Source organism: Streptomyces sp. NPDC037126 (assembly GCF_055605965.1).
Map to the genome: position 1 here is coordinate 244,332 of NZ_JBVJTD010000011.1, position 21,461 is coordinate 265,792.

The 21,461-nt window shown below is 72.6% G+C and carries 18 protein-coding genes; 8 read left to right on the forward strand and 10 right to left on the reverse strand.

Features of this window, described 5'->3' with window-relative positions:
• Positions 1–243: 243 nt before the first annotated feature.
• The 3 genes from ACZ7FF_RS24625 to ACZ7FF_RS24635 form a co-directional block, all read right to left on the reverse strand.
• Positions 244–1,359, reverse strand: coding sequence for a HAMP domain-containing sensor histidine kinase (locus ACZ7FF_RS24625; RefSeq protein WP_470814421.1), 1,116 nt, complete (start codon positions 1,357–1,359; stop codon positions 244–246).
• A complete protein-coding gene (locus ACZ7FF_RS24630; protein WP_470814422.1) occupies positions 1,356–2,099 on the reverse strand; it encodes a response regulator transcription factor in 744 nt (247 codons plus the stop codon). Before ACZ7FF_RS24630 ends, ACZ7FF_RS24625 begins: the two co-directional genes overlap by 4 nt.
• Positions 2,100–2,212: 113 nt before the next feature.
• Positions 2,213–2,890, reverse strand: a complete 678-nt coding sequence (locus ACZ7FF_RS24635) for a spermine/spermidine synthase domain-containing protein (protein WP_470814423.1) — start codon at positions 2,888–2,890, stop codon at positions 2,213–2,215.
• Positions 2,891–3,120: 230 nt separating this feature from the next.
• Between ACZ7FF_RS24635 and ACZ7FF_RS24640 the strand changes: the two genes are divergently transcribed.
• The gene (locus ACZ7FF_RS24640; protein ID WP_470814424.1) at positions 3,121–3,918 is read left to right on the forward strand and encodes a rhomboid-like protein; all 798 of its coding nucleotides are present in this window, start codon (positions 3,121–3,123) and stop codon (positions 3,916–3,918) included.
• Positions 3,919–4,060: 142 nt separating this feature from the next.
• On the forward strand, positions 4,061–6,481 hold the full coding sequence (lon, locus tag ACZ7FF_RS24645; protein WP_470814425.1) for an endopeptidase La: 2,421 nt from the start codon (positions 4,061–4,063) through the stop codon (positions 6,479–6,481).
• 94 nt (positions 6,482–6,575) lie between these two features.
• Here the strand turns inward: lon and ACZ7FF_RS24650 are convergent, their stop codons facing one another.
• A complete protein-coding gene (locus ACZ7FF_RS24650) occupies positions 6,576–8,936 on the reverse strand; it encodes a SpoIIE family protein phosphatase (RefSeq protein WP_470814426.1) in 2,361 nt (786 codons plus the stop codon).
• Between the two features lie 183 nt (positions 8,937–9,119).
• Complete coding sequence (locus tag ACZ7FF_RS24655; RefSeq protein ID WP_470814427.1) at positions 9,120–9,944, reverse strand: lysozyme; 825 nt, start codon at positions 9,942–9,944, stop codon at positions 9,120–9,122.
• Between the two features lie 243 nt (positions 9,945–10,187).
• Here ACZ7FF_RS24655 and ACZ7FF_RS24660 point away from each other — a divergent pair, with 243 nt between their 5' ends.
• Complete coding sequence (locus ACZ7FF_RS24660; RefSeq protein WP_470814428.1) at positions 10,188–10,679, forward strand: MarR family winged helix-turn-helix transcriptional regulator; 492 nt, start codon at positions 10,188–10,190, stop codon at positions 10,677–10,679.
• A 1-nt stretch (position 10,680) separates the two neighbouring features.
• Here the strand turns inward: ACZ7FF_RS24660 and ACZ7FF_RS24665 are convergent, their stop codons facing one another.
• Positions 10,681–11,472: a protein phosphatase 2C domain-containing protein gene (locus ACZ7FF_RS24665; RefSeq protein WP_470814429.1), complete on the reverse strand. Its 792-nt coding sequence runs from the start codon at positions 11,470–11,472 to the stop codon at positions 10,681–10,683.
• A gap of 384 nt (positions 11,473–11,856) precedes the next feature.
• On the opposite strand from ACZ7FF_RS24665, the gene ACZ7FF_RS24670 reads away from it, so the two are divergent.
• The 5 genes from ACZ7FF_RS24670 to ACZ7FF_RS24690 are packed head-to-tail and all read left to right on the forward strand — an operon-like array spanning position 11,857 to position 17,900.
• Positions 11,857–15,084: a sensor histidine kinase gene (locus tag ACZ7FF_RS24670; RefSeq protein ID WP_470814430.1), complete on the forward strand. Its 3,228-nt coding sequence runs from the start codon at positions 11,857–11,859 to the stop codon at positions 15,082–15,084.
• The gene (locus ACZ7FF_RS24675; RefSeq protein ID WP_470814431.1) at positions 15,081–15,578 is read left to right on the forward strand and encodes a roadblock/LC7 domain-containing protein; all 498 of its coding nucleotides are present in this window, start codon (positions 15,081–15,083) and stop codon (positions 15,576–15,578) included. Before ACZ7FF_RS24670 ends, ACZ7FF_RS24675 begins: the two co-directional genes overlap by 4 nt.
• On the forward strand, positions 15,575–15,985 hold the full coding sequence (locus ACZ7FF_RS24680) for a DUF742 domain-containing protein (RefSeq protein ID WP_470814432.1): 411 nt from the start codon (positions 15,575–15,577) through the stop codon (positions 15,983–15,985). The genes ACZ7FF_RS24675 and ACZ7FF_RS24680 overlap by 4 nt, the downstream gene beginning before the upstream one ends.
• Positions 15,966–16,622, forward strand: coding sequence for a GTP-binding protein (locus ACZ7FF_RS24685; protein ID WP_470814433.1), 657 nt, complete (start codon positions 15,966–15,968; stop codon positions 16,620–16,622). The genes ACZ7FF_RS24680 and ACZ7FF_RS24685 overlap by 20 nt, the downstream gene beginning before the upstream one ends.
• Positions 16,623–16,646: 24 nt before the next feature.
• Entirely contained in the window at positions 16,647–17,900 is a 1,254-nt protein-coding gene (locus ACZ7FF_RS24690; RefSeq protein WP_470814434.1) for a styrene monooxygenase/indole monooxygenase family protein, read from the forward strand.
• Positions 17,901–18,204: 304 nt separating this feature from the next.
• Here ACZ7FF_RS24690 and ACZ7FF_RS24695 read toward each other — a convergent pair whose 3' ends face one another.
• The 4 genes from ACZ7FF_RS24695 to ACZ7FF_RS24710 all read right to left on the reverse strand — a co-directional run bounded on the left by ACZ7FF_RS24695 (position 18,205) and on the right by ACZ7FF_RS24710 (position 21,398).
• On the reverse strand, positions 18,205–19,290 hold the full coding sequence (locus ACZ7FF_RS24695) for a C40 family peptidase (RefSeq protein WP_470814435.1): 1,086 nt from the start codon (positions 19,288–19,290) through the stop codon (positions 18,205–18,207).
• A 111-nt stretch (positions 19,291–19,401) separates the two neighbouring features.
• Positions 19,402–19,722 (reverse strand): hypothetical protein, encoded by a 321-nt coding sequence (locus ACZ7FF_RS24700; RefSeq protein WP_470814436.1) that lies wholly within the window; start codon positions 19,720–19,722, stop codon positions 19,402–19,404.
• Complete coding sequence (locus tag ACZ7FF_RS24705; RefSeq protein ID WP_470814437.1) at positions 19,709–20,365, reverse strand: TetR/AcrR family transcriptional regulator; 657 nt, start codon at positions 20,363–20,365, stop codon at positions 19,709–19,711. Before ACZ7FF_RS24705 ends, ACZ7FF_RS24700 begins: the two co-directional genes overlap by 14 nt.
• 94 nt (positions 20,366–20,459) lie before the next feature.
• A complete protein-coding gene (locus ACZ7FF_RS24710; RefSeq protein ID WP_470814438.1) occupies positions 20,460–21,398 on the reverse strand; it encodes an AurF N-oxygenase family protein in 939 nt (312 codons plus the stop codon).
• Positions 21,399–21,461 lie beyond the last annotated feature (63 nt).

Sequence of the window (21,461 nt, forward strand, 5' to 3'; positions counted from 1 at the left end):
CCCCGAGACGGTGAAGGTCAGGTCGGGCCCGTTCATCGTCGTGTAAGTCACACCGAAAATCTTGTTTCAGGGCTTGATATGGCGGGAAACAAGCGTGGTTCCGGATGTGCGTGAGGCGCTGAGGGTGTGCCGAGTGTGGCCCGGCACACAGGCGTCCCGGGCCTTTTCCTGATCACACGTGTCCAGCTGGGCGGAGCCCGCGCGGACGCCCGTGGATCTTGTGGCTCCGGTTCGGACTTTACGTCAACTTGGGACGGAAGTCAGTCCCGGGAGAGTGACGATGATCCGACAGCCCCGCTCGGATTCGGCCACACCGATCCGGCCGCCGTGGAGATCCACCGCCCAGCGGGCGATGGCGAGCCCGAGCCCCGTACCGCCGTCGCTGCCGGGGCCGTGCGGGCGGGTCACGGAGCCACGGTTGAACCGCTCGAAGACGCGGTGCCACTCCGAGCGCGGGATGCCGGGGCCCTCGTCCAGGACCTCCAGCTCCAGCGACTCGGGCTGCGGCCCGCGGCGCGCCCGCACGGTCACGCGGCCGTGCGGCGGGCTGTGCTTGACCGCGTTGTCGATCAGGTTGGCGACGACCTGGTGGATGCGCTCGGGGTCCGCGTGCGCGGTCAGCTCCGGCGGGGAGACGTCGAGGTGCAGATGGACGTCGGTGCGGGTGTGGCTGCCGGAGCCCGAGGCGATGCCGGCCCGGGCCGAGGCGACCATGTTGGCCTCCTTCAGCACGCCCGAGAGGTACGGCCAGACCTCGAACCGCCGCATCTTCAGCGGTACGACGCCGTTGTCGAGGCGGGAGAGGTCGAGCAGCGTCTCCACGAGCCGGCCGAGCCGCTCGGTCTGCTTCAGGGCCGTCCGCATGGTCTCCGGGTCGGCCTCGGTGACCCCGTCGACGATGTTCTCCAGCACCGCGCGCAGCCCGGCGATGGGGGTGCGCAGCTCGTGCGAGACGTTCGCCACCAGCTCCTTGCGCTGGAGGTCCTGGGCCTCCAGCTCGTCGGCCATGAGGTTGATCGTCTGGGCCAGGTCGCCGAGCTCGTCCCGGCGGCCGTCACGCACCCGGCGGGTGTAGTCACCTTGTGAGATCGACCGCGCCACCGTGTTCATCTCGTCCAGCGGCATGGTGAGCGAATGCGCGACGAACTGCGTTATCAGCAGTGTGGCGATCATCGAGAAGACCGTGATGAAGCGCAGTTCCGTCTTGGTGTGCACCGCGACGATCGACAGTCCGGTGGTGATCAGCACCGCGATGACGACGAGCGCGCCCAGCTTGGTCTTGATCGAGAACGGGCGGACGCCGCCCCAGGGTTCCTCCCCGGGGCTCCTCCGTGCGGCCTGGCGCCCGTCGACGGTCATGGTGTCGGCGTCTCCAGCGCGTAGCCCACACCGTGCACGGTGCGGATCCGCTCGGCGCCGATCTTCCGCCGCAGCGCCTTGATGTGGCTGTCGACCGTGCGGGTGCCGGAGGCGTCCGCCCAGTCCCACACCTCGGCCAGCAGCTGCTCCCGCGAGAGCACCGCGCGCGGGGTGTTCGCCAGGCACACCAGCAGGTCGAACTCGGTGGGCGTGAGGTGCACGTCCTCGGACTTCACCCGCACCCGGCGCTGGGCGTGGTCGATCTCCAGTTCGCCGAGCCGCAGGATGCCGGAGCGGGGCGTGGTGGCCGCGAGGGTCGCGCGCTCGACCCGCCGCAGCAGGACGTGCACGCGTGCCGCCAGCTCCCGCATGGAGAACGGCTTGGTCATGTAGTCGTCGGCGCCGACCCCGAGCCCGACCAGCATGTCCGTCTCGTCGTCGCGCGCGGTGAGCATCAGCACCGGCACCGGACGCTGGGCCTGCACGCGCCGGCAGACCTCCAGACCGTCGAAGCCCGGCAGCATGATGTCGAGGATCAGCAGATCGGGCTGCCAGGCCTCGGCCGTGTCGACGGCGGCCGGTCCGTCGACCGCGGTTTGCACGAGGAATCCCTCGGCGCGGAGCCGGGCCGCGATGGCGTCGACGATCGTGGGGTCGTCCTCGACGACCAGCACCCGGCGCTGTGTGCCCTGGGTGGCCGTCGCCGCCGCGCCGCTCTGGGAGGTGTGTGTCTGCTCCATCGCCCGCCCCTGCTTGTTGCTTTCCGGAACCCGTGGGGTGATCCCATGTCTGCGATTGACGCTTGAATGATCCGCGTCAGAGCAGCACATTACGGGGACTGACCGTGCCGTCGCTATCCAGGGCGGACGCCGAGGTGCACGGCGTCCGGAACGCCCCGGGCAACGGGTACCTCTTCGGTACGCACCTTACGGAACCCGACATTCCGCAAGGTTCCTTCAAATTCCGGAGAGGGCTTCGCGGACCACACCGCGAGCACCCCGCCCGGTCTCAACACCCTTGCGCACGCGGCGAGTCCGGCCGTGGAGTAGAGGCCCTGGTTGTCCTCGGTGACGGTCCACCCCGGGCCGTTGTCGATGTCCAGGCACAGGGCGTCGAAGGTGGTCGATGTCTCATTGACGTAACGAATGAGATCGGCTGCGACGATCTCGGTGCGCGGGTCGGCGAGCGCGGCGGCGGACAGCCGCGCCAGCGGCCCGCCCCGGTGCCAGTCGACGACGGCCGGTTCCCGCTCCACCACGGTGATCCGGCCCCAGCGCGGATCGGCCGCCGCGTGCGCCAGCGAGAACCCCACGCCCAGGCCCCCGATCAGCACGTCGGGCCGCGGCCTGCCGTCCAGCGCGCGGTACGCGGCGTCGACCAGCAGCCGCTCCGAGCGACCGTCGGAGGTGTCCATCAGGAAGCAGCCGTTGGCGATGATCTGCAGCAGCTCCCCGTGCCTGCGCAGGACCACCTCGCCGTACGGGCCGTCGCGCCGGTCCAGCACCTCGGGGGAGTCGTCCACGGCAGTCATGGACCCATCCTGCTTGAACGAAGCTTTGCCCACACGGGAATTACGGATGACGGTCACCTTCGGCACGGGTGCGATGCACCCGTCGGGGGGACACCGGGAAGTGTCGGGGCGCGCACGGGACGCACTTCGTGCGTAGGAGGTTGCTGTGAATCCGCTCTCGCGTGGCGTCGGTCATAGACAGCGGCCCGCCCAACGCTGAGTGTGGGGCGCGACGGAAGGAGCGCCCCACGGTGGAACGGATCGCGACGGGCCCTGCGGCGGCCGCGCCCCCGCCCCTGGCCGGCCCGCCCCTTCCGGAGGGCCCCGACGGTCTCGCCGCCGTCCCGGCCCCCGCGCTCGCGGACCTGCTGGACGGCATGCCGCGTCAGCGCGGCGCCGTGGAACCCGCTCCCGCGGCCACCCGGTGGGTGCCGCTGCCGTGGGTGCGGCCCTGGCGGCTGCTGCCGACTCCCACCGGGACGCCGTTCACCTTCGCCTACACCGCCGTCCTCGCCGCCACCTCGCTGTTCGCGGTGCTGGCCGACCCGGTCGTCGTCCACGCCCTGTACCGGGACTGCAGCACGGACGTGGCCCACCTGGTGCGCACGCCCGCGCTGGTGCTGCTGACCAGCGCGCTGTGGATCGCGGGCGGGATCGTCTCGCCGTACGCGGCCGCCTTCGTCCTGGCGCTCACCGCGTTGGAGCGGCGGATAGGCGGGGCCCGCGCGGCCTGCGTCTTCCTGGCCGGGCACGTCCTGGCCACCCTGGCGACGGAGATCCCGGTGGGCCTCGCGGTCCTCTTCGGGCACCTCCCCGAGACCTCGCTGCACCGACTCGACTACGGCATCAGCTTCGGGGTCGCCACCAGCATCGGCGCCCTCGCCGGCCTGCTCAGGCCCTGGCTGCGCTGGCCCCTGCTCGTCCTGGTGGGCGGCACGCTGCTGAACGATCTGGTCGCCTTCCTGGACCCCATGACCAACTGGGGCCATCTCATCGCCCTCTCGATCGGCGTCGCCAGCTGGCCGCTGGTGCGCCGCGGCCGGCGCTGAGCCGAGCGCGAAACCACCCTTCCCACCTGCGGTTCCTCTGCGTCCTCCGGTGATCGCTCACAGCGAACACAAACCTGGGAACAATCCCTGTGGCCCGAACATTGAGTCGGCATAGCTCAAGTTGACTGCCTAAGGGGAGATCATGGCTGCTGAGTCCACGGCGTTCACGCTCGTCCTGCCCGTGCTGCCCCTCGACGACGAGGTCGTGCTGCCCGGCATGGTCGTCCCGCTGGACCTGAGCGACGCCGAGGTGCGGGCCGCGGTGGAGGCCGCGCAGGCCGCCGCCCGCTCCGCGCCCGGGAAGCCCAGGGTGCTGCTGGTGCCGAGGATCGACGGGACGTACGCCAGGACCGGTGTGCTGGGCACGGTCGAGCAGGTCGGCCGGCTGGCCGACGGGGACCCCGGGGCCCTGGTCCGCGGCCGCGGCCGGGTGCGCATCGGCGCCGGGACCACCGGCCCCGGCGCGGCCCTGTGGGTCGAGGGCGCCCACGTCGAGGAGGCCGTGCCCGAGCCGCTGCCGGGCCAGGCCGCCGAACTCGTCAAGGAGTACAAGGCACTTGCCACCAGCTGGCTGAAGAAGCGCGGCGCCTGGCAGGTGGTGGACCGGGTCCAGGCCATCGACGACGTCTCCACGCTCGCCGACAACTCCGGCTACTCGCCCTTCCTCACCATCGAGCAGAAGGTCGAGCTGCTGGAGACCGCCGACCCGGTGGCCCGTCTCAAGCTCGCGGTGCAGCAGCTCCGCGACCACCTCGCCGAGCAGGACGTGGCCGAGAGCATCGCCAAGGACGTCCAGGAGGGCGTCGACAAGCAGCAGCGCGAGTTCCTGCTGCGCCGTCAGCTGGAGGCCGTCCGCAAGGAGCTGCGCGAGCTGAACGGCGAGCAGGACGGCGAGGAGTCCGACGACTACCGCGCCCGCGTGGAGGCCGCCGACCTGCCCGAGAACGTCCGCGAGGCCGCCCTCAAGGAGGTCGACAAGCTGGAGCGGGCCTCCGACCAGTCCCCGGAGGGCTCCTGGATCCGGACCTGGCTGGACACGGTCCTGGAGATGCCGTGGAACGAGCGGACCCAGGACGCGTACGACATCCAGGGCGCCCGGGCGATCCTCGACGCCGAGCACGCGGGCCTGGAGGACGTGAAGGAGCGGATCACCGAGTACCTGGCCGTGCGCAAGCGGCGCGGCGAGCGCGGCCTCGGCGTCATCGGCGGGCGGCGCGGCGGCGCCGTGCTCGCGCTCGTCGGACCGCCCGGTGTCGGCAAGACCAGCCTCGGCGAGTCCGTCGCGCACGCCATGGGCCGCAAGTTCGTCCGGGTCGCCCTGGGCGGCGTCCGGGACGAGGCCGAGGTCCGCGGCCACCGGCGCACCTACGTCGGCGCGCTGCCCGGCCGGATCGTCCGCGCCGTCAAGGAGGCCGGGTCCATGAACCCGGTCGTGCTGCTCGACGAGATCGACAAGGTGGGCTCCGACTTCCGCGGCGACCCGGCCGCGGCCCTGCTGGAGGTCCTCGACCCCGCGCAGAACCACACCTTCCGGGACCACTACCTGGAGGTGGAGCTGGACCTGTCCGACGTCGTCTTCCTCGCCACGGCCAACGTCCTGGAAGCAATCCCCGAGGCCCTCGCCGACCGTATGGAGATTGTGCGACTCGACGGATACACCGAGGACGAGAAGGTCGTCATCGCCCGGGACCACCTGCTCCCGCGCCAGCTGGAGCGTGCGGGCCTGGACCGGGACGAGGTGGCCCTGGAGGAGGGCGCGCTGCGCCGGCTCGCCGGCGAGTACACGCGCGAGGCGGGCGTGCGCACCCTGGAGCGGTCCATCGCGCGGCTGCTGCGCAAGATCGCGGCCCAGCACGAACTGGGCGAGCGGGAGCTGCCGTTCACCGTCCGGGACGAGGACCTGCGCGGCCTGATCGGCCGGCCGCACCACGTGCCCGAGTCCGCCCAGGACCCGGCCGAGCGCCGTACGGCCGTCCCCGGTGTGGCCACCGGTCTCGCGGTCACCGGCGCCGGCGGTGACGTGCTCTTCGTCGAGGCGTCCCTCGCCGACCCGGAGACGGGCGCGGCGGGACTGACCCTCACCGGCCAGCTGGGCGAGGTGATGAAGGAGTCCGCGCAGATCGCGCTGAGCTTCCTGCGCAGCCACGGCGCGGAACTGGAGCTGCCGGTGGCCGACCTGCGGGAGCGGGGCGTGCACATCCACTTCCCGGCGGGCGCGGTCCCGAAGGACGGCCCGAGCGCGGGCATCACGATGACCACCGCGCTGGCCTCGCTGCTCTCCGGGCGCCTGGTCCGCACGGACGTGGCGATGACCGGCGAGGTCTCGCTGACCGGGCGGGTGCTGCCCATCGGCGGTGTGAAGCAGAAGCTGCTCGCCGCCCACCGCGCCGGGGTGACCACCGTGATCATCCCCAAGCGCAACGAGCCCGACCTGGACGACGTCCCGGCCGAGGTGCTGGACGGGCTCGACGTCCACACCGTGACCGACGTCCGCCAGGTCCTGGAGCTGGCGCTCGCGCCCGCGACCGACGGCGCGGCGCCCGAGGTTCCCGTGGCGGCGTGACGGACGCCGCGGGAAGGGCGGGGCCCGGGTTCCGTGAGGGAGACCCGGGCCCTCGCCATGCGCCCCTGGCGAGCGCCGCCGCACGGGCGCGCCGTCAGAGCGCGGCGACCGACTGCTCCGCCCACACCGTCTTGCCGACCCGGTCGTGCCGGGTGCCCCAGCGCTCGGCGAGCTGGGCCACCAGCAGCAGACCCCGGCCCCCCTCGTCGAAGATCCGGGCGCGCCGCATGTGCGGGGTGGTGCCGCTGGCGTCGTACACCTCGCAGATCAGGGTGCTGTCCTGGTGGATCAGCCGCAGCCGGATGGGCGGGCGGCCGTAGCGGATGGCGTTGGTGACCAGCTCGCTGACCATCAGCTCGGTGGTGAACGCGGCCTCCGCGAGGCCCCACGCCGACAGCTGCTCGTCGACGACGTGGCGGGCGCGGGAGACCACCGTGGGCTCGTTCTCCAGTTCCCAGGAGGCCACCCGGTCCCGGTGCAGCGCCCGGGTACGGGCCACCAGCAGGGCGATGTCGTCGTCGGGCCGGTGGGTCAGCAGTTCGGCCAGCACCCGGTCGCAGACGGAGTCCAGCGACGTCGCGGGCCGTACGAGCGCGGCGAACATCTTGTCCAGCGCCTCGTCGATGTCGTGCTCGCGGGCCTCGAAGAGCCCGTCGGTGTACAGGGCGAGCAGGCTGCCCTCGGGCAGTTCCGTCTCGACCGCCTCGAAGGGCAGCCCGCCGAGGCCGAGCGGCGGTCCCGCGGGCACGTCGAGGAAGCGGACGGTGCCGTCCGGGGTGACCACGGCCGGGGGCGGATGGCCGGCCCGGGCCACGGTGCAGCGCCGCGAGACCGGGTCGTAGACCGCGTACAGACAGGTCGTGCCGATGCCCCCGGCGGTCTCGGCGGCCGGGTCCGCGCTGCCCTCGTCGGCGGCGAGCCGCAGCACCAGGTCGTCGAGGTGGGTGAGGAGCTCGTCGGCCGGCAGATCCACGTCGGCCAGGGTGCGCACCGCGGTGCGCAGCCGGCCCATGGTGGCGGAGGCGCGGATGCCGTGCCCGACCACGTCGCCCACGACCAGCGCCACCCGCGCCCCGGACAGCGGGATCACGTCGAACCAGTCGCCGCCCACCCCGGCCCCGGTGGCGGCGGGCAGGTAGCGGGTGGCGATCTCCAGGGCCGCCTGGTCGGGCAGGGTGTGCGGGAGCAGGCTGCGCTGCAGGGCCATGGAGGTGGTGCGGGACCGGGACGGCGCCCGGGCCTCCTCGATGCCGGCGGCCGCCTTGGCGGCGAACTCCTCGGCGAGCCGCAGGTCCTCCGGGCCGAACGGCTCCCGCCGCCGCTGCCGGCCGAACAGCGCCACGCCGAGCGTGCTGCCCTCGGCGAGCAGCGGCACCGCGAGCAGCGAGCCCGCGCCGGCCGCGCGCAGCCATGCGGCGCACGGGTCCAGCTCCGCCCATGCGGCGATGGCCGGCTCCGCCGTGTCGTACAGCTGCGGACGGCCCGCGGCCAGGCACCGCGCGGGCGGCGAGTCCGGCGGGCAGACGACCGCCTCGCCCACCCCGCTGCCGGGCAGTCGCCCCGTGCCGCCGGGGACCGCGCGCAGCGCGGCGCGGCGCAGGACGAACGCGTCCGCCGGCGGGGCGGCCATCTCCTCGTCGGTCCGGGGCGAGTCGAGCAGGTCGACCGCCATGACGTCGGCGAGCCGGGGGACGGTGACCTCGCCGAGCTCCTGCGCGGCCCGGGCCTGGTCCGCCGCGCTGCCCACGCGCGAGCCCGTCACGTCCGCCGGCTCCTGCCCGGCGGCCTCCTCGGCGACGAGTTGCCGGGGGGACACACAGACGGCACGCACCCGGCCGTCGGCGTCCTTCAGCGGGGTGAGGACCGTGGACCGGCCGAGCTCCGCGCCGAGCACGGCCCCGACCTCCTGCGGCCGGCCGGACTCCAGCGCCCGCCGCATCGTCCGCTCGGTCTCCTCGCTCGCCGAACCGGGGACGATGTGCACGAGGCGCAGCCCGCGCATCGCCGCCTCGGGCAGGGTGAGGGCGTGCTCCATCCGCCGGTTGGCGCGCACCAGGTGCAGCTCGGCGTCGAAGATGGCCAGCGGGAAGGGTGACTGGAGGAACGTCCACTCCTCCAGCGGCTCGCCCCGGGGCGGCTGCGCCCGGGCCGGCACGGCGCTCACCACGAGCCAGTCGGTGTCCCCGGCGCTCGCTCCGCGCCGGTGCGCGAGCACGCCCAGCTCCAGGAGCCGGCCGTCGTGGTGCCACAGCGGGACGGTGCCGTGCCAGCGGCTGCGCCCGGCCAGGGCCTGCCGGACCGCGTCACGGTCGGCGGCGAGAAGCACGCCCGCGGACTGTCCGACGACCGCCGAGGAGTCGTAGCCGAGCAGCCGCCGCGCGCCCTCGCTCCAGCCGGTGAGGATGCCCTGCTCATCGACGGTGGCCGTGGCCGTGTACGTGGACTGTCGCTCCATCGCCGCTCACCCTTGCTCGGCAGGCTCTCCCTGACCAGCATGATCCCGGGCGGCGCGGAGCACCAACGCAGCGTTTGCGCGGAGGAGAAGCGGAAGAAAAACGGAAGAAAAGGGGAGGAGGCACGGAGGGACGCGGGAGGGACGCGGCCCCCGCCGGGGTCGGCAGGGGGCCGCGGCGGGGCGTCAGCCGTTGGCGAGGGCCTGTACGCGGTCCAGCGCCCCGTTGAACTTGTCGTGGTCCCCGACGGTCGGTCCGGAGGAGGTGTACTGCCACATCGTGTAGTACGGCCAGCCGGCCGGCAGCGTCCCCGGGTCCGTGGCGTACCGGGCGATCCACAGCGGGTTGTTCGCCGCGAAGCCGCCGTAGTCGCCGGTGCACTCGGTCCACCAGCTGGTGGCCGTGTAGATCACGGCGTCCCGGCCGGTGAGGGACTTGTAGGTGTTCAGGAAGTCGGCGATCCAGCTGACCATCTGGCCCGCGGTCTTGCCGTAGCAGGTGGCCCCGTACGGGTTCCACTCGATGTCGAGCGCGCCGGGCAGGGTCTTGCCGTCCCGGGACCAGCCGCCGCCGTGGCCGACGAAGTAGCTCGCCTGGGCGGCGCCGCTCGTGGTGTCCGGGGTCGCGAAGTGGTAGGCGCCGCGGATCATGCCCACGTTGTACGAGCCGTTGTACTGCTGGGCGAAGTACGGGTTGGTGTAGTACGTGCCTTCCGTGGCCTTGGTGTACGCCCAGCGGACCCCGCTGCCGTACAGGGTCGACCAGGCGACGTTGCCCTGGTAGCCGGCGACGTCCACGCCCTCGGTCTGGGCGGCGTCACCGCTCGTGGGGGTGCCGTGGCTGCCGTCGTGGGCGAGGACGCCCATGCCCATGTACGCGGAGCCGCGGCTGGGCGTCGTCGCGGCCTGGGCGGAGGTGAGGGGGAGTACGCAGGACACCGCCGCGAGCAGGGCCGTGACCAGCACGGAGAGGGCGCGCGGACGGATGGAACCGGGTCTGTGCACGGGCATGGCGTGCCTCCGGGGGGAGTGGGTGGGGGATAGAACAGGCCAGGTGGGGGAGCGGCCGTTTGACGCCGCTGGCGTGAGCATGCCATTCGTGGTTCGTTGAAGAAGCTACGCACGTAGATACGGCGTGGGAAGGGGGTCCGGGGGCCGCCGTTGGTCTACGCCTGCGAAATACTTACGTAGCTGCGGCAATGACGGCGTTTGACAGAAACTTTCACGACCGCGAAACCGATCAGGGGTACTGACGTGCACGAGGACGGAAACAGCGATGTGCCACGCGTCGCCGGACAGGTGACGCCCAGTGGTGCAGACCAGGAATTCCTGGCACTGGAACGCGAGTTGACCGTGCTGCTCCGGCGCGCCCGGGCCAACCAGGGCGAGATGGCCCGCGAGGTCCACCCCGACCTGGAGTCCTCCGCGTACGGCCTGCTCATCCGCCTGGACGAGCTGGGCGGCCAGCGGGCCACGGACCTCGCCGCCTACATCGGCGTCGGCAAGGCCACCATGTCCCGCCAGCTGCGCGCCGTGGAGGAACTGGGCCTGATCACCCGCGAGCCGGACCCGGCCGACGGCCGCGCCTGGCTCGTCACCCTGACCGACGAGGGCCGCCACCGGGTGAGCACGGTCCGCGACGCCCGCCGGGCCCGCTACGTCTGCCAGCTCGCCCACTGGGACCGCCGCGAGGTGGCGGAACTGGCCCGTCTGCTGCACGAGCTGAACGGCGTCATGGAGAAGTAGCTCAGTCCAGCTCCGCGTACACCACGGTCGCGTCGTCGTGCGTCTTGCTCCGCCCCAGGAACGCCCGCTCCTGCCGGTCCGCCGCCTCCAGCCGCCGCACCCGGTCGACCAGTGACCGGGCTCCCTCCCCGGCGACGACGTCGAACAGGGCGGCCCAGTCGCCCTCGCGGAACCTCTCCGTCCAGCGGGTCGCGCCGTCCGTCAGCGCGGCCAGCGCGCGGACCCGTCCGCGCGGCACGGTGCCGGCCACCGCCCGCGCCGCCACGGCGGGGTCCGCGGCGGCCGTGAAGAAGCCGCCCTCCTTGTTGCGCAGACCGGCGTCGACCATGGCGTCGGTGGCGAGCGCCGAGCGGGGGATCCGGGCCAGGCGGTCGTCCAGGACCGGGGTGACCGCGCCCCCGGGCGACCGGAGCAGCAGCACGGAGTCGGACAGCACCAGGTACTCGACGGTGTCGGCGGACCAGCGGGTCACGACGACGGTTGCCTGGGGCGTGCGCGGGTGAGAAAGCTCACAGGTGGCCGCATGCGCCGCGGCGGTCCGCGCGATCGCCCGGGAGAGAATCTCCGGCAGCGTCAGATCTCGCCCGGAAACGGTCAGTTCGGTCAGCGCGCCGCCCAGCCGCGCGACGAACCAGGGGACGGAATGCAGACAGCCCGTCTCCCCGGCGGGCGGCGTCACCCCGTCCAGGACGACCACGCAACCACCCTGTCCCGAAGCGGGTAGTCCGACACCCGCGAAGTCCTCGTTGGGTCGGGTCGCGTCACCGGGTTCCGAAACGAGATCAGTTCGCATCCGGCCAGTCTGCACGAGCCCTTCACAGCGTTCGCCAAAGGCTGGCAACCGCCGCCGAATTGCCACGACCACGCAGGTCAGCCGCCTGGTTTGGGCGGGAATGAGCCACCCCGGGAAAGCGCGGTGGCGAATACTGCCAAAGCCTGCCGCGCGCGTCCAACCGGCCCACCGCAGGGGGGTCCCGCAAGAGCCGGAGGAACTTGCCCGCCAACTCCCCTCCGATGTTCACTCCTTCGGGTGGCGGGTCAGGTGATGCGCGACCACTGCCCACCGGCGCTGGGAGGGTCGGGAACCGTACGAACCGGGTGCACGCACCACTTGGCACCGAGATGACGGGGGCGCCACCCGGGCCCTGGGTAGACGAGTTCAGGATTGCGAGCACCGGTGCAGAAGAAGCGGCCTCGGCGCACAGGCAGGCAGACGGACCCCACGGGGACCGACCCGGGGACCCCCGTGGGCACCGGCCGCCCCACCCATGTGCGCAACCGGCTGATCGTCGCCGTCGCCGTGGTGGCCGCCGCCGTCGCCGGAGCCGGCGCGCCCTCCCTGCTCACCGCCTCCGGGGACGTCAGCGACTCCCAGGACCTGGTGACACTGGCCGCCCGCACCCAGGACGCCCTCGCCCTCGCCCACTCGCTGGCCGACGAACGCGACGACGTCACCTCCTACATCGCGGCCGGCCGCCCCAAGTCCAAGGCACCCTCCGAGGACCGCAGCGCCCGCGTCGACCGGCAGGTCGAGGACCTGCGCGCCGACACCGACACCCCGGCGGGCCTGCGCACCGACCTCGACGGCGTCGCCGCCGTGCGCCGGGCCGCCCTCACCGGCAAGTCCACCGCGCTCCAGGCGCACCAGGCCTATTCGGTCACCATCGCGGAACTGCACCGGCTCGCCGAGCAGCTGGCCGAGCAGACGCCCCCGCGGGCCGGCTCCGGCGCGTACGCGTACGCCGAACTGGACACCGCCGTGCAGCAGTCGGCCGCCGCCCGCGGCCTGCTGCTCGCCGCGCTGAACGTCCCGTCCACCACACGTACGGTGATCAACCCCGTCACCGGCCTGCCCGTCACGGCCGCCACCACGAGCGACGCGGACCGCAGGCAGCGCGACGCGCTCACCGCCGCCGCCCAGCAGGCCCGGCTGCGCGCCGACTCGGCCCTCGCCGACTTCCGCGAGACCGCGCCGAAGTCCGCCGTCGACTCCTACGACTCCACGGTCACCGGCCCCGAGGTCAACTCCGCGGAGAAGTACCTGGCCACGCTGACCGACCAGCCCACCCTCGCCGACAGTGAGCTGACCACCAGCACCAAGAAGCTGGACGCGGCCCTGTCCGCCAGGGTCGACCTGATGCGCGGCGCCGAGTCCTCGCTCTACGACCACCGCACCAAGGACCTCGCGAAACTCCGGGACGACGACGTCACCGCCCTGGAGATCCGCGTCGCCGTCCTCGGCGCGCTGATGCTGGTCGCCGTCGGCCTCGCCACGGCCATGGCCCGCACCCTCACCCGTCCGCTGTCGGTGCTGCGCCGCGGCTCCGCCCGGCTCGCCGAGCCCGGGGACCCCGCGGCCCGGGAGCCCATCGCCTTCACCGGCCGCAACGACGAGTTCGCGCAGGTCGTCCGCTCGGTCAACGCCCTGCACGCGCACGCCGCGGCCCTGCACGAGCGCGTCACCACGCTGGAGACCGACCGCAAGCACCTGGTCGGGCAGCGCCAGCAGATGGCCGACGCCCGCGAGGCGCTGCGGGCCGAGCTCGCCGACTCCGCGGCCCAGCTGAAGCGGCTGCGCACCAGCATCGGCGGCACGTTCGTCAACCTGGCGCTGCGCACCCTCGGCCTGGTCGAGCGCCAACTGGCGGTGATCGAGGGCCTGGAGGACCGGGAGCAGGACCCCGACCGGCTCGCGACCCTGTTCAAGCTGGACCACTTCGCCACGGTCATGCGCCGCCACAGCGAGAACCTCCTGGTCCTCGCCGGCACCGAGCACGTGCAGCAGCACCACGGCCCGGTTCCGCTGGTCGACGTGGTGCGTGCGGCGGTCAGTGAGATCGAACGCTACGAGCGGGTCCGCATCGCCGCGCTCCCGCCGCACGCGCACGTGGCGGGCTTCGCCGCGGACGACCTCTCCCACCTGCTGGCGGAGCTGATGGAGAACGCCACGGCGTTCTCCCCGCCGGACCTGCCGGTGGAGGTCTCCGGCTGGCTCCTGGAGTCCGGCGAGATCATGCTCTCCGTCCAGGACGAGGGCATCGGCATGGCCGGGGACCGGCTCGGCCGGCTCAACGCGCGCCTCGCCGACTTCGACCCCGAGTCCGCGTACGACCAGGAGGGCGATGACGGTCTCGGGCTCGGCCTGTACGTCGTGGCCCGCCTAGCGCACCGGCACGGTGTCCGCGCGCAGCTGCGCGAGCAGAAGCAGGGCGGCATCGCGGCGGTCGTGGTCCTGCCGGCGTCCCTGCTCGCCGAGGCCCCGCCGGCCGCGGTACCCCACCAGACGACGGCCCCCGGCGGCACCGCCACGTTCTCCCTCCCGGGCGCAGCCGCCGAAGCCAACTCCAACGTCCTCCCCACCCGCCCCAAGGACCCCGACCCCCTGGTAACCCTCGCCGAAAAGGCACTCCAGGACGCATCTCCGACGGACGACTCCGTCGGGTCGGCGGGGGGTGCCGTGCGGGGTGACTCCGTCGGTTCTGCGGGGAGCGCCGTGTCGCGTTCTTCCGCGGGTTCGGCGCCGGGTGCCTTGCCGGGTGACTCCGTCGGTTCGGCTGGAGACGAGCCGTCGGGCTCGGCCGGGGATTCCGGCACGTATCCGTCCATGGGCTCGGCCGGGCAGGCTCCGGGTGCCTTCCCGGCTTCGCCGGGAGACAAGCTGCCGCGGACCCCTGCGGGTTCGGACGGAGGAGCCGCGCCGGACACTCCGGTCGGCTCTGCCGGAGATGCGCAGGGGCCCCTCGCGAGCTCGACCGGGGGCGCTGTGCCGCGTGCCGGTGGGGATGTGGCGGGGTTCTTCGAAGGCTCGGCCGCGGGCGCTCTGTCGAGTGCCTCCAGGGGCTCGGCCGGGCAGGGGCCGGGCATCTCCGTGGGCTCTGCCGAGGATGCCGCCGGGGCTTCGGTCGGCTTCGGCGGGGCCGGTGGGGATGCCGGGGTGATGCCTGTGCACGAGCAGGCCGAGGGCGGGGCGCGGGACGGGGAGGCGCGGCCCAAGGCTCCGCCGGAGACCTTCGCGGAGACGACGATGGAACTCTTTCTCCCGGACCTGTCGGCCGAGCCGGAGGCACCACGCCACCACCTGGCGGCCGCCGACGGCGCGCACGCCCCGCAGGGGCCACCCGCACCGGGCGCCGAGAGCCGCACGGGTGGTGCGGGTGGGTACCCGGGGGTCGAGGGCGAAGCCGAGGCGGTCACCAGCAAGGGCCTCCCCAAGCGCACACCCAGGATCACCGCCCCGTCCGAGGCCCCGCGCCGCCGGACCGGCACGGTGGACGCCGACGCCCTCCGCCGCAGGCTCGGCGGCTTCCGCCAAGGAGCACAGGCCGGCTACCGCGACGTAGAGAACGAGATCGCAGAACGTACCGAAGAAGCCACGGGGGGCACCGTCGAGGAGGCAAGCAGTTGACCGCGCCCAGTACCTTCGGACTGAGCAGTGAGGCCCGCAACCTGCACTGGCTGCTGACCAACCTGGTCGAGGAAGTCCCCGGCATCCAGTCCGTCGCCGTGGTCTCCTCGGACGGTCTGCTGCTCCTGTCGTCCGACCCCGGCCACACCGAGCAGTCCCGCAAGGCCCGCCCGGCCAAGGGGCCACGCGGCTCCTCCGCCGACCTCGCCACCATCGTCTCCGGCATCGGCAGCCTCACCCTCGGCGCCGCCAAACTGCTGGCGTACGGCGGGGTCAAGCACACCATGGTCGCCATGGACGAGGGCAGCCTGTTTGTGATGTCGATCAGCGACGGCTCGCTGCTCGGCGTGCACGGCTCCGCCGAGTGCGACATGAGCGTCGTGGCGTACCACATGGCGCTCTTCGTCGGCCGCGCCGGCCACGTCCTCACCCCCGAACTCCGCAGCGAGCTGCGCAAGTCGCTGGAGGCCGAGTCGGCGGGGAGCACCCGATGAGCGCCACACCGAACAGGCTCCCCGTACGCGGCGGCGACCGCAAACCCGCCCGCGTGCGCCCCTACTCGCTCACCGGCGGCCGCACCCGCTTCGGCCACGTCCTCCTCGTGGAGACCTTCGTGGCCGCGCTGGAGGCCCCCGAGGAGCGCAAGGAACTGACGAATGGTTCCCTCACCACCCGGGTGATGCCGGAGATGCGGGCCATCGTCGAACTGTGCCGCCGTATGCGCACGGTGGCCGAGATCGCCGCGCTGCTGAAGATGCCGCTCGGTGTGGTCCGGGTCCTGCTCAGCGACCTCGCGGACCAGGGAAAGATCCGTGTGTACGGCACCGGAACCGGTCACGGCACCGGCCGCCCGGACCGCGCTCTGCTGGAAAGGGTGCTGAGTGGACTCCGCCGTCTCTGACGCCACCGCCTCCATCGGGGGCACCCCCCTCGTCGCCGGTTTCACCGAGCCGGACGAGGACCTGAGGTCCTGGCAGACGGACCGCACGCGTGCCCCGATCGCGACGAAGATCGTGGTGGCGGGCGGTTTCGGCGTCGGCAAGACGACGCTGGTCACATCCGTCTCGGAGATCACGCCGCTGCAGACCGAGGCGCTGATGACCGAGGCGAGCGAGGGCACCGACGACCTCTCCGCCACGCCGGGCAAGCTGACCACCACGGTCGCCATGGACTTCGGGCGCATCACGCTCGACGACGACCTGGTGCTCTACCTGTTCGGCACGCCGGGCCAGCAGCGGTTCTGGTTCATGTGGGACGACCTGGTGCGCGGCGCGATCGGCGCCGTCGTCATGGCCGACACCCGCCGGCTGAAGGACTGCTTCCCCGCGCTGGACTACTTCGAGAGCTGTGGGCTGCCGTACGTCGTCGCCGTCAACCACTTCGACGGCAGTGAGGTGTTCGACCCGGAGGACGTCCGGGAGGCGCTGACCATACCCCCGCACATCCCTGTCATGATCATGGATGCGCGGCGTCGAATTTCGGCCATCGAGACACTCCTGGCCCTGGTCGGCCACGCGCTGGACGAAACCCCCGAGTAGTCCCTGTAAGGAGCCACCACCCGCATGCGGAAGATACTCGTCGTCGGAGCCGGCCAGTCCGGACTCCAGCTCGCCCTCGGCCTGCAGTCGCACGGCTACGAGGTCACCCTGATGTCGAACCGGACCGCGGACGAGATCCGTTCCGGCCGGGTCATGTCGACGCAGTGCATGTTCGGCACGGCGCTGCAGCACGAGCGCGACCTGAACCTGAACTTCTGGGAGTCCCAGGCCCCGAAGATCCACGGACTCGGCGTCTCGGTCGCGGCCCCCGGCTCACACGACCCCGGCCCCACCCAGCGGGCGATCGACTGGGTCGGCAAGCTGGACGCGTACGCGCAGTCGGTCGACCAGCGGGTGAAGATGGCCGGCTGGATGGAGACCTTCGCCCAGCGCGGCGGCCAGCTGGTCATCCACGGCGCGGCCGTCGGCGACCTCGACTACTTCTCCCGCACCTACGACCTCGTGCTGGTCGCGGCCGGCAAGGGCGAGCTGGTCTCCATGTTCGCCCGCGACCCCGAGCGCTCCCCGTACGCCGAACCCCAGCGCGCGCTGGCGGTGGCGTACGTGCACGGGCTCGGCCCGCGCCCGGAGCACCCGGAGTTCGACGCGGTCCGCTGCAACCTGGTCCCGGGCGTGGGCGAGCTGTTCGTCATGCCGACGTTCACCACGTCCGGCCGCGCCGACATCCTGTTCTGGGAGGGCATACCCGGCGGCCCGCTCGACGCCTTCAACGGCGTCAAGGACCCGGCCGAGCACCTCTCCCTGACCCTGGAACTCATGGAGCGGTTCACGCCCTGGGAGTACGCGCGGGCCACGAAGGTCGAACTGACGGACGCCGGCGGCACGCTGGCCGGCCGGTACGCGCCGACCGTCCGCAACCCCGTCGGCCGGCTCCCCTCGGGCGGCCTGGTCCTCGGCGTGGCCGACGTGGTCGTCGCCAACGACCCGATCACCGGCCAGGGTTCCAACTCCGCGTCCAAGTGCGCGGCCGCGTACCTCGCCTCGATCCTCGAACAGGGCGACAAGCCCTTCGACGAGGAGTGGATGCGCGCCACCTTCGACCGTTACTGGGCCACCGCCCAGCACGTCACCAAGTGGACGAACGCGATGCTGGCGCCGCCGCCGGAGCACATCCTGAACCTCATCGGCGCGGCCGGCCAGCTGCAGCCGGTCGCCGACCGCTTCGCCAACGCGTTCAACGACCCGGCGGACTTCGAGAACTTCTTCTACGACCCCGAGAAGACGGGGGCCTACCTGGCCTCGGTCGCCGGAGCGTGACGGGTCTCTGACCTGGGTTACGACCGTCGTCGTCTGCCATTGTCGGCCGACGCCGGCCGCCCTCGGACGGCCCCGGCTGCACCGGGGCCGTCTCTAGTTCGAAGACCGCGTGCGCAGACTGCCCACCCCTCCCTGGGGATACCTACTGGACGCCTGCGGGGGCAGCTGAAAGGCCGTCGATTCCGGGCAGCGGCGCCGAGTTGCCGGCGTCGTGCATCCACCACTGCCACATCCTCGAACACGAAGACGACGACCTGATGCGCCCATGGACGATCGTCCACTCCCGACCACAGAGCCCCCGCCGTCATTCGGAGGCGGGAGCGGAGGCCGGAACCGGGGCCCGACCGGCGCCCGTTCCCGGGGAGACGTCCGGGCGTACGGCGCCGAGCACCGGATAGGAGGCCAGTGGCGAGACCTGGATCCGCTGTCCCGGCCTCGGCGCCTGTACGACCTTGCCGTGCCCCACGTACATCGCCACATGGGTGGCCTGGGGGAAGTAGACCACCAGGTCACCCGGGCGCAGCCGGTTCAGCGGGACCCGGGTGAGCCGGTGCCACTGCTCCTGGCTGGTGCGGGGGATCGGGGTGCCGGCGTGCCCCCAGGCCTCGGAGGTCAGGCCCGAGCAGTCGTACGCGGAGGGGCCCTGCGCCCCCCAGGCGTACGGCTTGCCGAGCTGGTCCATGGCGTAGCGGACGGCCCGGTCGCCCTGGGAGGTGGCCGGGCGGTCGTCGGAGAGGGCGCCGGAGGTGGTGAGCCGCTGCTGGGCCTTGGTGACGTCCTGCTGCTCCAGCCGGGCGACGGCCGCCAGTTGTTCGGGCGTGAGCGAGGCCAGCAGGCGTTCCACGTCGGCGAGCTTCGCCTGGACGTCGTCGCGCTGCTTCTTCTGCTGGTCGGCGAGACCCTGCTGGGTGTCGAGGGCCTTGCGGGCGGCCCGGGCCAGGGCGTCCTTCTGCTGCTCCGTGACGGCGAGCCGGGTCACCGTGCGGGCCCGTGCGCGGGCCAGTTCGCCGATGACATGGCCCTCGTCCACCGCGTGCTGCGGGTCGCGGGCGAGCAGGAGCCTTACGTAGGGCCCGAGTTCGCTGCTGCTCTGGTACTGCTGCCGGGCCAGCCTGCCGACGTCGGCACGGCCGTCCTGGAGGGCGAGACGGGCGCGGGTCAGTTCGCCGTCGAGGCGGTCCACCTCGGTGTGCTGCCGCTTGAGCTTGTCGGCGGTGGCGTCGTAGGTCTCGGTGGCCTGTTCGGTCTGCCGGTACAGCTGCTGGAGGTCCGTCAGCAACTCGGAGACGGACCGCGGCGGCTGCGGCGCGGCCGCGGCGGACACCGGCGCGAGGGCGGCCTGGGCCGCCACCGCTGCCGTACAGGTCAGGCGCAGGAACGTTCCTGGCACATCATCACCTCGGGTGCGGTAAGGGCGGGTGTTCCGCCCCTATCGCACCGCGATTATCAGACGTATTCGCGCGGGGCGCGCGCCGACCGTGGGCCGTTCGGCGCAACCCTGTCACCCGTGCGTGTCGTCCGGCTTGCCGGACGGCGTGGCACCGGGTTTCGACCAGGGCCACCTGAGCCGGCCGCCGTGCCCGCCCTCGGGGTCGTACTCGTACTTCCACCCCTTGACCAGCCCCAGCCGCTTGCTGTGCCCGCGCGGCACGCGCCGGTAGACGAGCACCGTGGGCGGGCCGCCCGCCGGGTCCGGGACCGGGATGCGGTACGTCTTCGGGGGGTGCCCGGTCGGACCGAGCAGGACGGGCAGCACTCGTCCGTCCATGGGGCCGCCCTCGAAGGGGGTGTCCTCGCTCTTCACGGTCTCAGTCTCGGCCATCCTCGGCGAGGGCGCCGACGAGGGCCGCCGTCTGCTCGTCCCGGCCCGCGGTGACCGTGAGGACGGCCACGAACTGCTCCACCAGCCAGTCGCGCAGCTCCTCGGCCGGCGGCTGCTTGTCCTCGTCCAGCCAGATCAGCGACGCGGCCTCCACGGCCGTGATCCACATCCGGACCGTCATGCGCAGCCGCGGCCCGGGGTCGGAGACACCGAGGTGGCTGAGGATGTGCTCGGCGGCGGCCCGGCGCACCCCGTCCACGATGGCCGTGGTGCGCGAGGTCTCCACCACGCTGCCGCCCTGGAGCAGCGCGCTGAAGCCGGTGTCGTGCCCGTCGACGAAGGCGAGGTAGCGGTCCAGGGCGCGGGACAGGCGCGGCATCAGCGAGCCCTCGCGGGGCTCGTCGAAGCACTGCTGGAGCTCCTCGGCGGCCGACCTGAGCGCGGCCTCGTACAGCTGCTGCTTGCCGCCGGGGAAGTACCGGTAGACCAGCGGACGCGAGACTCCGGCCGCCTCCGCCACGTCGTCCAGCGACACGTCCTCGGGGGCGCGGTGGGCGAAGAGGGAGAGCGCGGCGTCGAGGAGCTGACTTCGCCGCTCCTCGACGCTCAGTCTGCGGTACGCGGGGGTGGCCGACGGGGTCATGCCCGTCAGCCTAATCGGTGCGCCGCCCGGGCCGTCCTCGTCCGCCGGCCGGTCGTCGCCGGCCGGCGGACGCCCGCCCGGGGCCGCCCCCGGGCTACGCCAGCAGCCCGGACGACCTCCACAGCCGCCGCCCGGCCCCGCGCAGGACGCCGATGTCGTCCAGGAAGTCGGTCAGCCGCTTCGCCCCGGTCTGCATGACCTCCCGCCGGTGCCCGCTGGCCTTCACCTGCGCCATCGCCTCCCGCTTGTCGAGGCCGACGTTGGTGTACACGTCGGGATTGACGAAGGCGACGGAGAAGACGCGCGCGAACTCGCCGGAGGTGAGCCGGGTGAACTCCTGCGACCACTTGGGGGCGGTCACCATCTGCCGGCGCAGTTCCTCGCGGGCGTACCGGACGTGCCGGGCCTCCTCCACGACGTGGATGCGGGTGACCCCGCGGATCAGCGGCTGGACCCGCTCGTCCGGGAACGTCAGCCGCTGCATCCAGTCCAGGACCTCCTCGCCGAGCAGGGTCGCGGTGAAGGATCCCGGCGTGGTGGAGACGGTCTTGAACAGCCGGCCGAGGTTCTGGTGGGCCCGGCTCACCGGGTACCAGGGCGTGCCGCCGTGCGAGATCAGCCGCGCGAACATCTTGGAGTGCCGGCACTCGTCCTCGATCTCGGTGAGCGCGTACCGCACGTGGGCGCTCGTGGCGGCCTTGTCGTAGATGTGCCGGACGAGCAGCTGCATCAGGATCAGCTCGAACCAGATGCCGAGCGAGGCCAGCGCCGCCGCCTCGTGCTGGGAGAGCAGGATCCGCTGCTCCTCGCTCATCCGCCGCCACATCGGCGTGCCGTACAGCGACACCAGCTCCGGCGGCCAGAACCACTTGCCCTCCTCGAAGGGCGCGTCCCAGTCCAGCTCCCTGTCCGGGTCGAAGGAGTGCTTGGCGGAGGAGACCAGCAGCCGTTCGGCCACCTGCTCCCGGTCCTTGAGCAGGCCGAGCGCGTCGCGCAGGCCGTCCAGCGCGTCCGCTTCCGTCACGGTCGTCATGGCTCCCTCACCTCGTCACCCGGGGTACATCGTTCCGCCTCTTATGAGACTGCTTGTCAGCAA

What these genes read in the sequence shown, in the direction of transcription:
- ACZ7FF_RS24650 (WP_470814426.1), bottom strand. Translation starts at nt 8,936, where the DNA reads ATGGAGCGACAGTCCACGTACACGGCCACGGCCACCGTCGATGAGCAG.
- ACZ7FF_RS24635 (WP_470814423.1), bottom strand. Translation starts at nt 2,890, where the DNA reads ATGACTGCCGTGGACGACTCCCCCGAGGTGCTGGACCGGCGCGACGGC.
- ACZ7FF_RS24680 (WP_470814432.1), top strand. Translation starts at nt 15,575, where the DNA reads ATGAGCGCCACACCGAACAGGCTCCCCGTACGCGGCGGCGACCGCAAA.
- ACZ7FF_RS24710 (WP_470814438.1), bottom strand. Translation starts at nt 21,398, where the DNA reads ATGACGACCGTGACGGAAGCGGACGCGCTGGACGGCCTGCGCGACGCG.
- ACZ7FF_RS24655 (WP_470814427.1), bottom strand. Translation starts at nt 9,944, where the DNA reads ATGCCCGTGCACAGACCCGGTTCCATCCGTCCGCGCGCCCTCTCCGTG.
- ACZ7FF_RS24625 (WP_470814421.1), bottom strand. Translation starts at nt 1,359, where the DNA reads ATGACCGTCGACGGGCGCCAGGCCGCACGGAGGAGCCCCGGGGAGGAA.
- ACZ7FF_RS24690 (WP_470814434.1), top strand. Translation starts at nt 16,647, where the DNA reads ATGCGGAAGATACTCGTCGTCGGAGCCGGCCAGTCCGGACTCCAGCTC.
- ACZ7FF_RS24705 (WP_470814437.1), bottom strand. Translation starts at nt 20,365, where the DNA reads ATGACCCCGTCGGCCACCCCCGCGTACCGCAGACTGAGCGTCGAGGAG.
- ACZ7FF_RS24700 (WP_470814436.1), bottom strand. Translation starts at nt 19,722, where the DNA reads ATGGCCGAGACTGAGACCGTGAAGAGCGAGGACACCCCCTTCGAGGGC.
- ACZ7FF_RS24665 (WP_470814429.1), bottom strand. Translation starts at nt 11,472, where the DNA reads ATGCGAACTGATCTCGTTTCGGAACCCGGTGACGCGACCCGACCCAAC.
- lon (WP_470814425.1), top strand. Translation starts at nt 4,061, where the DNA reads ATGGCTGCTGAGTCCACGGCGTTCACGCTCGTCCTGCCCGTGCTGCCC.
- ACZ7FF_RS24630 (WP_470814422.1), bottom strand. Translation starts at nt 2,099, where the DNA reads ATGGAGCAGACACACACCTCCCAGAGCGGCGCGGCGGCGACGGCCACC.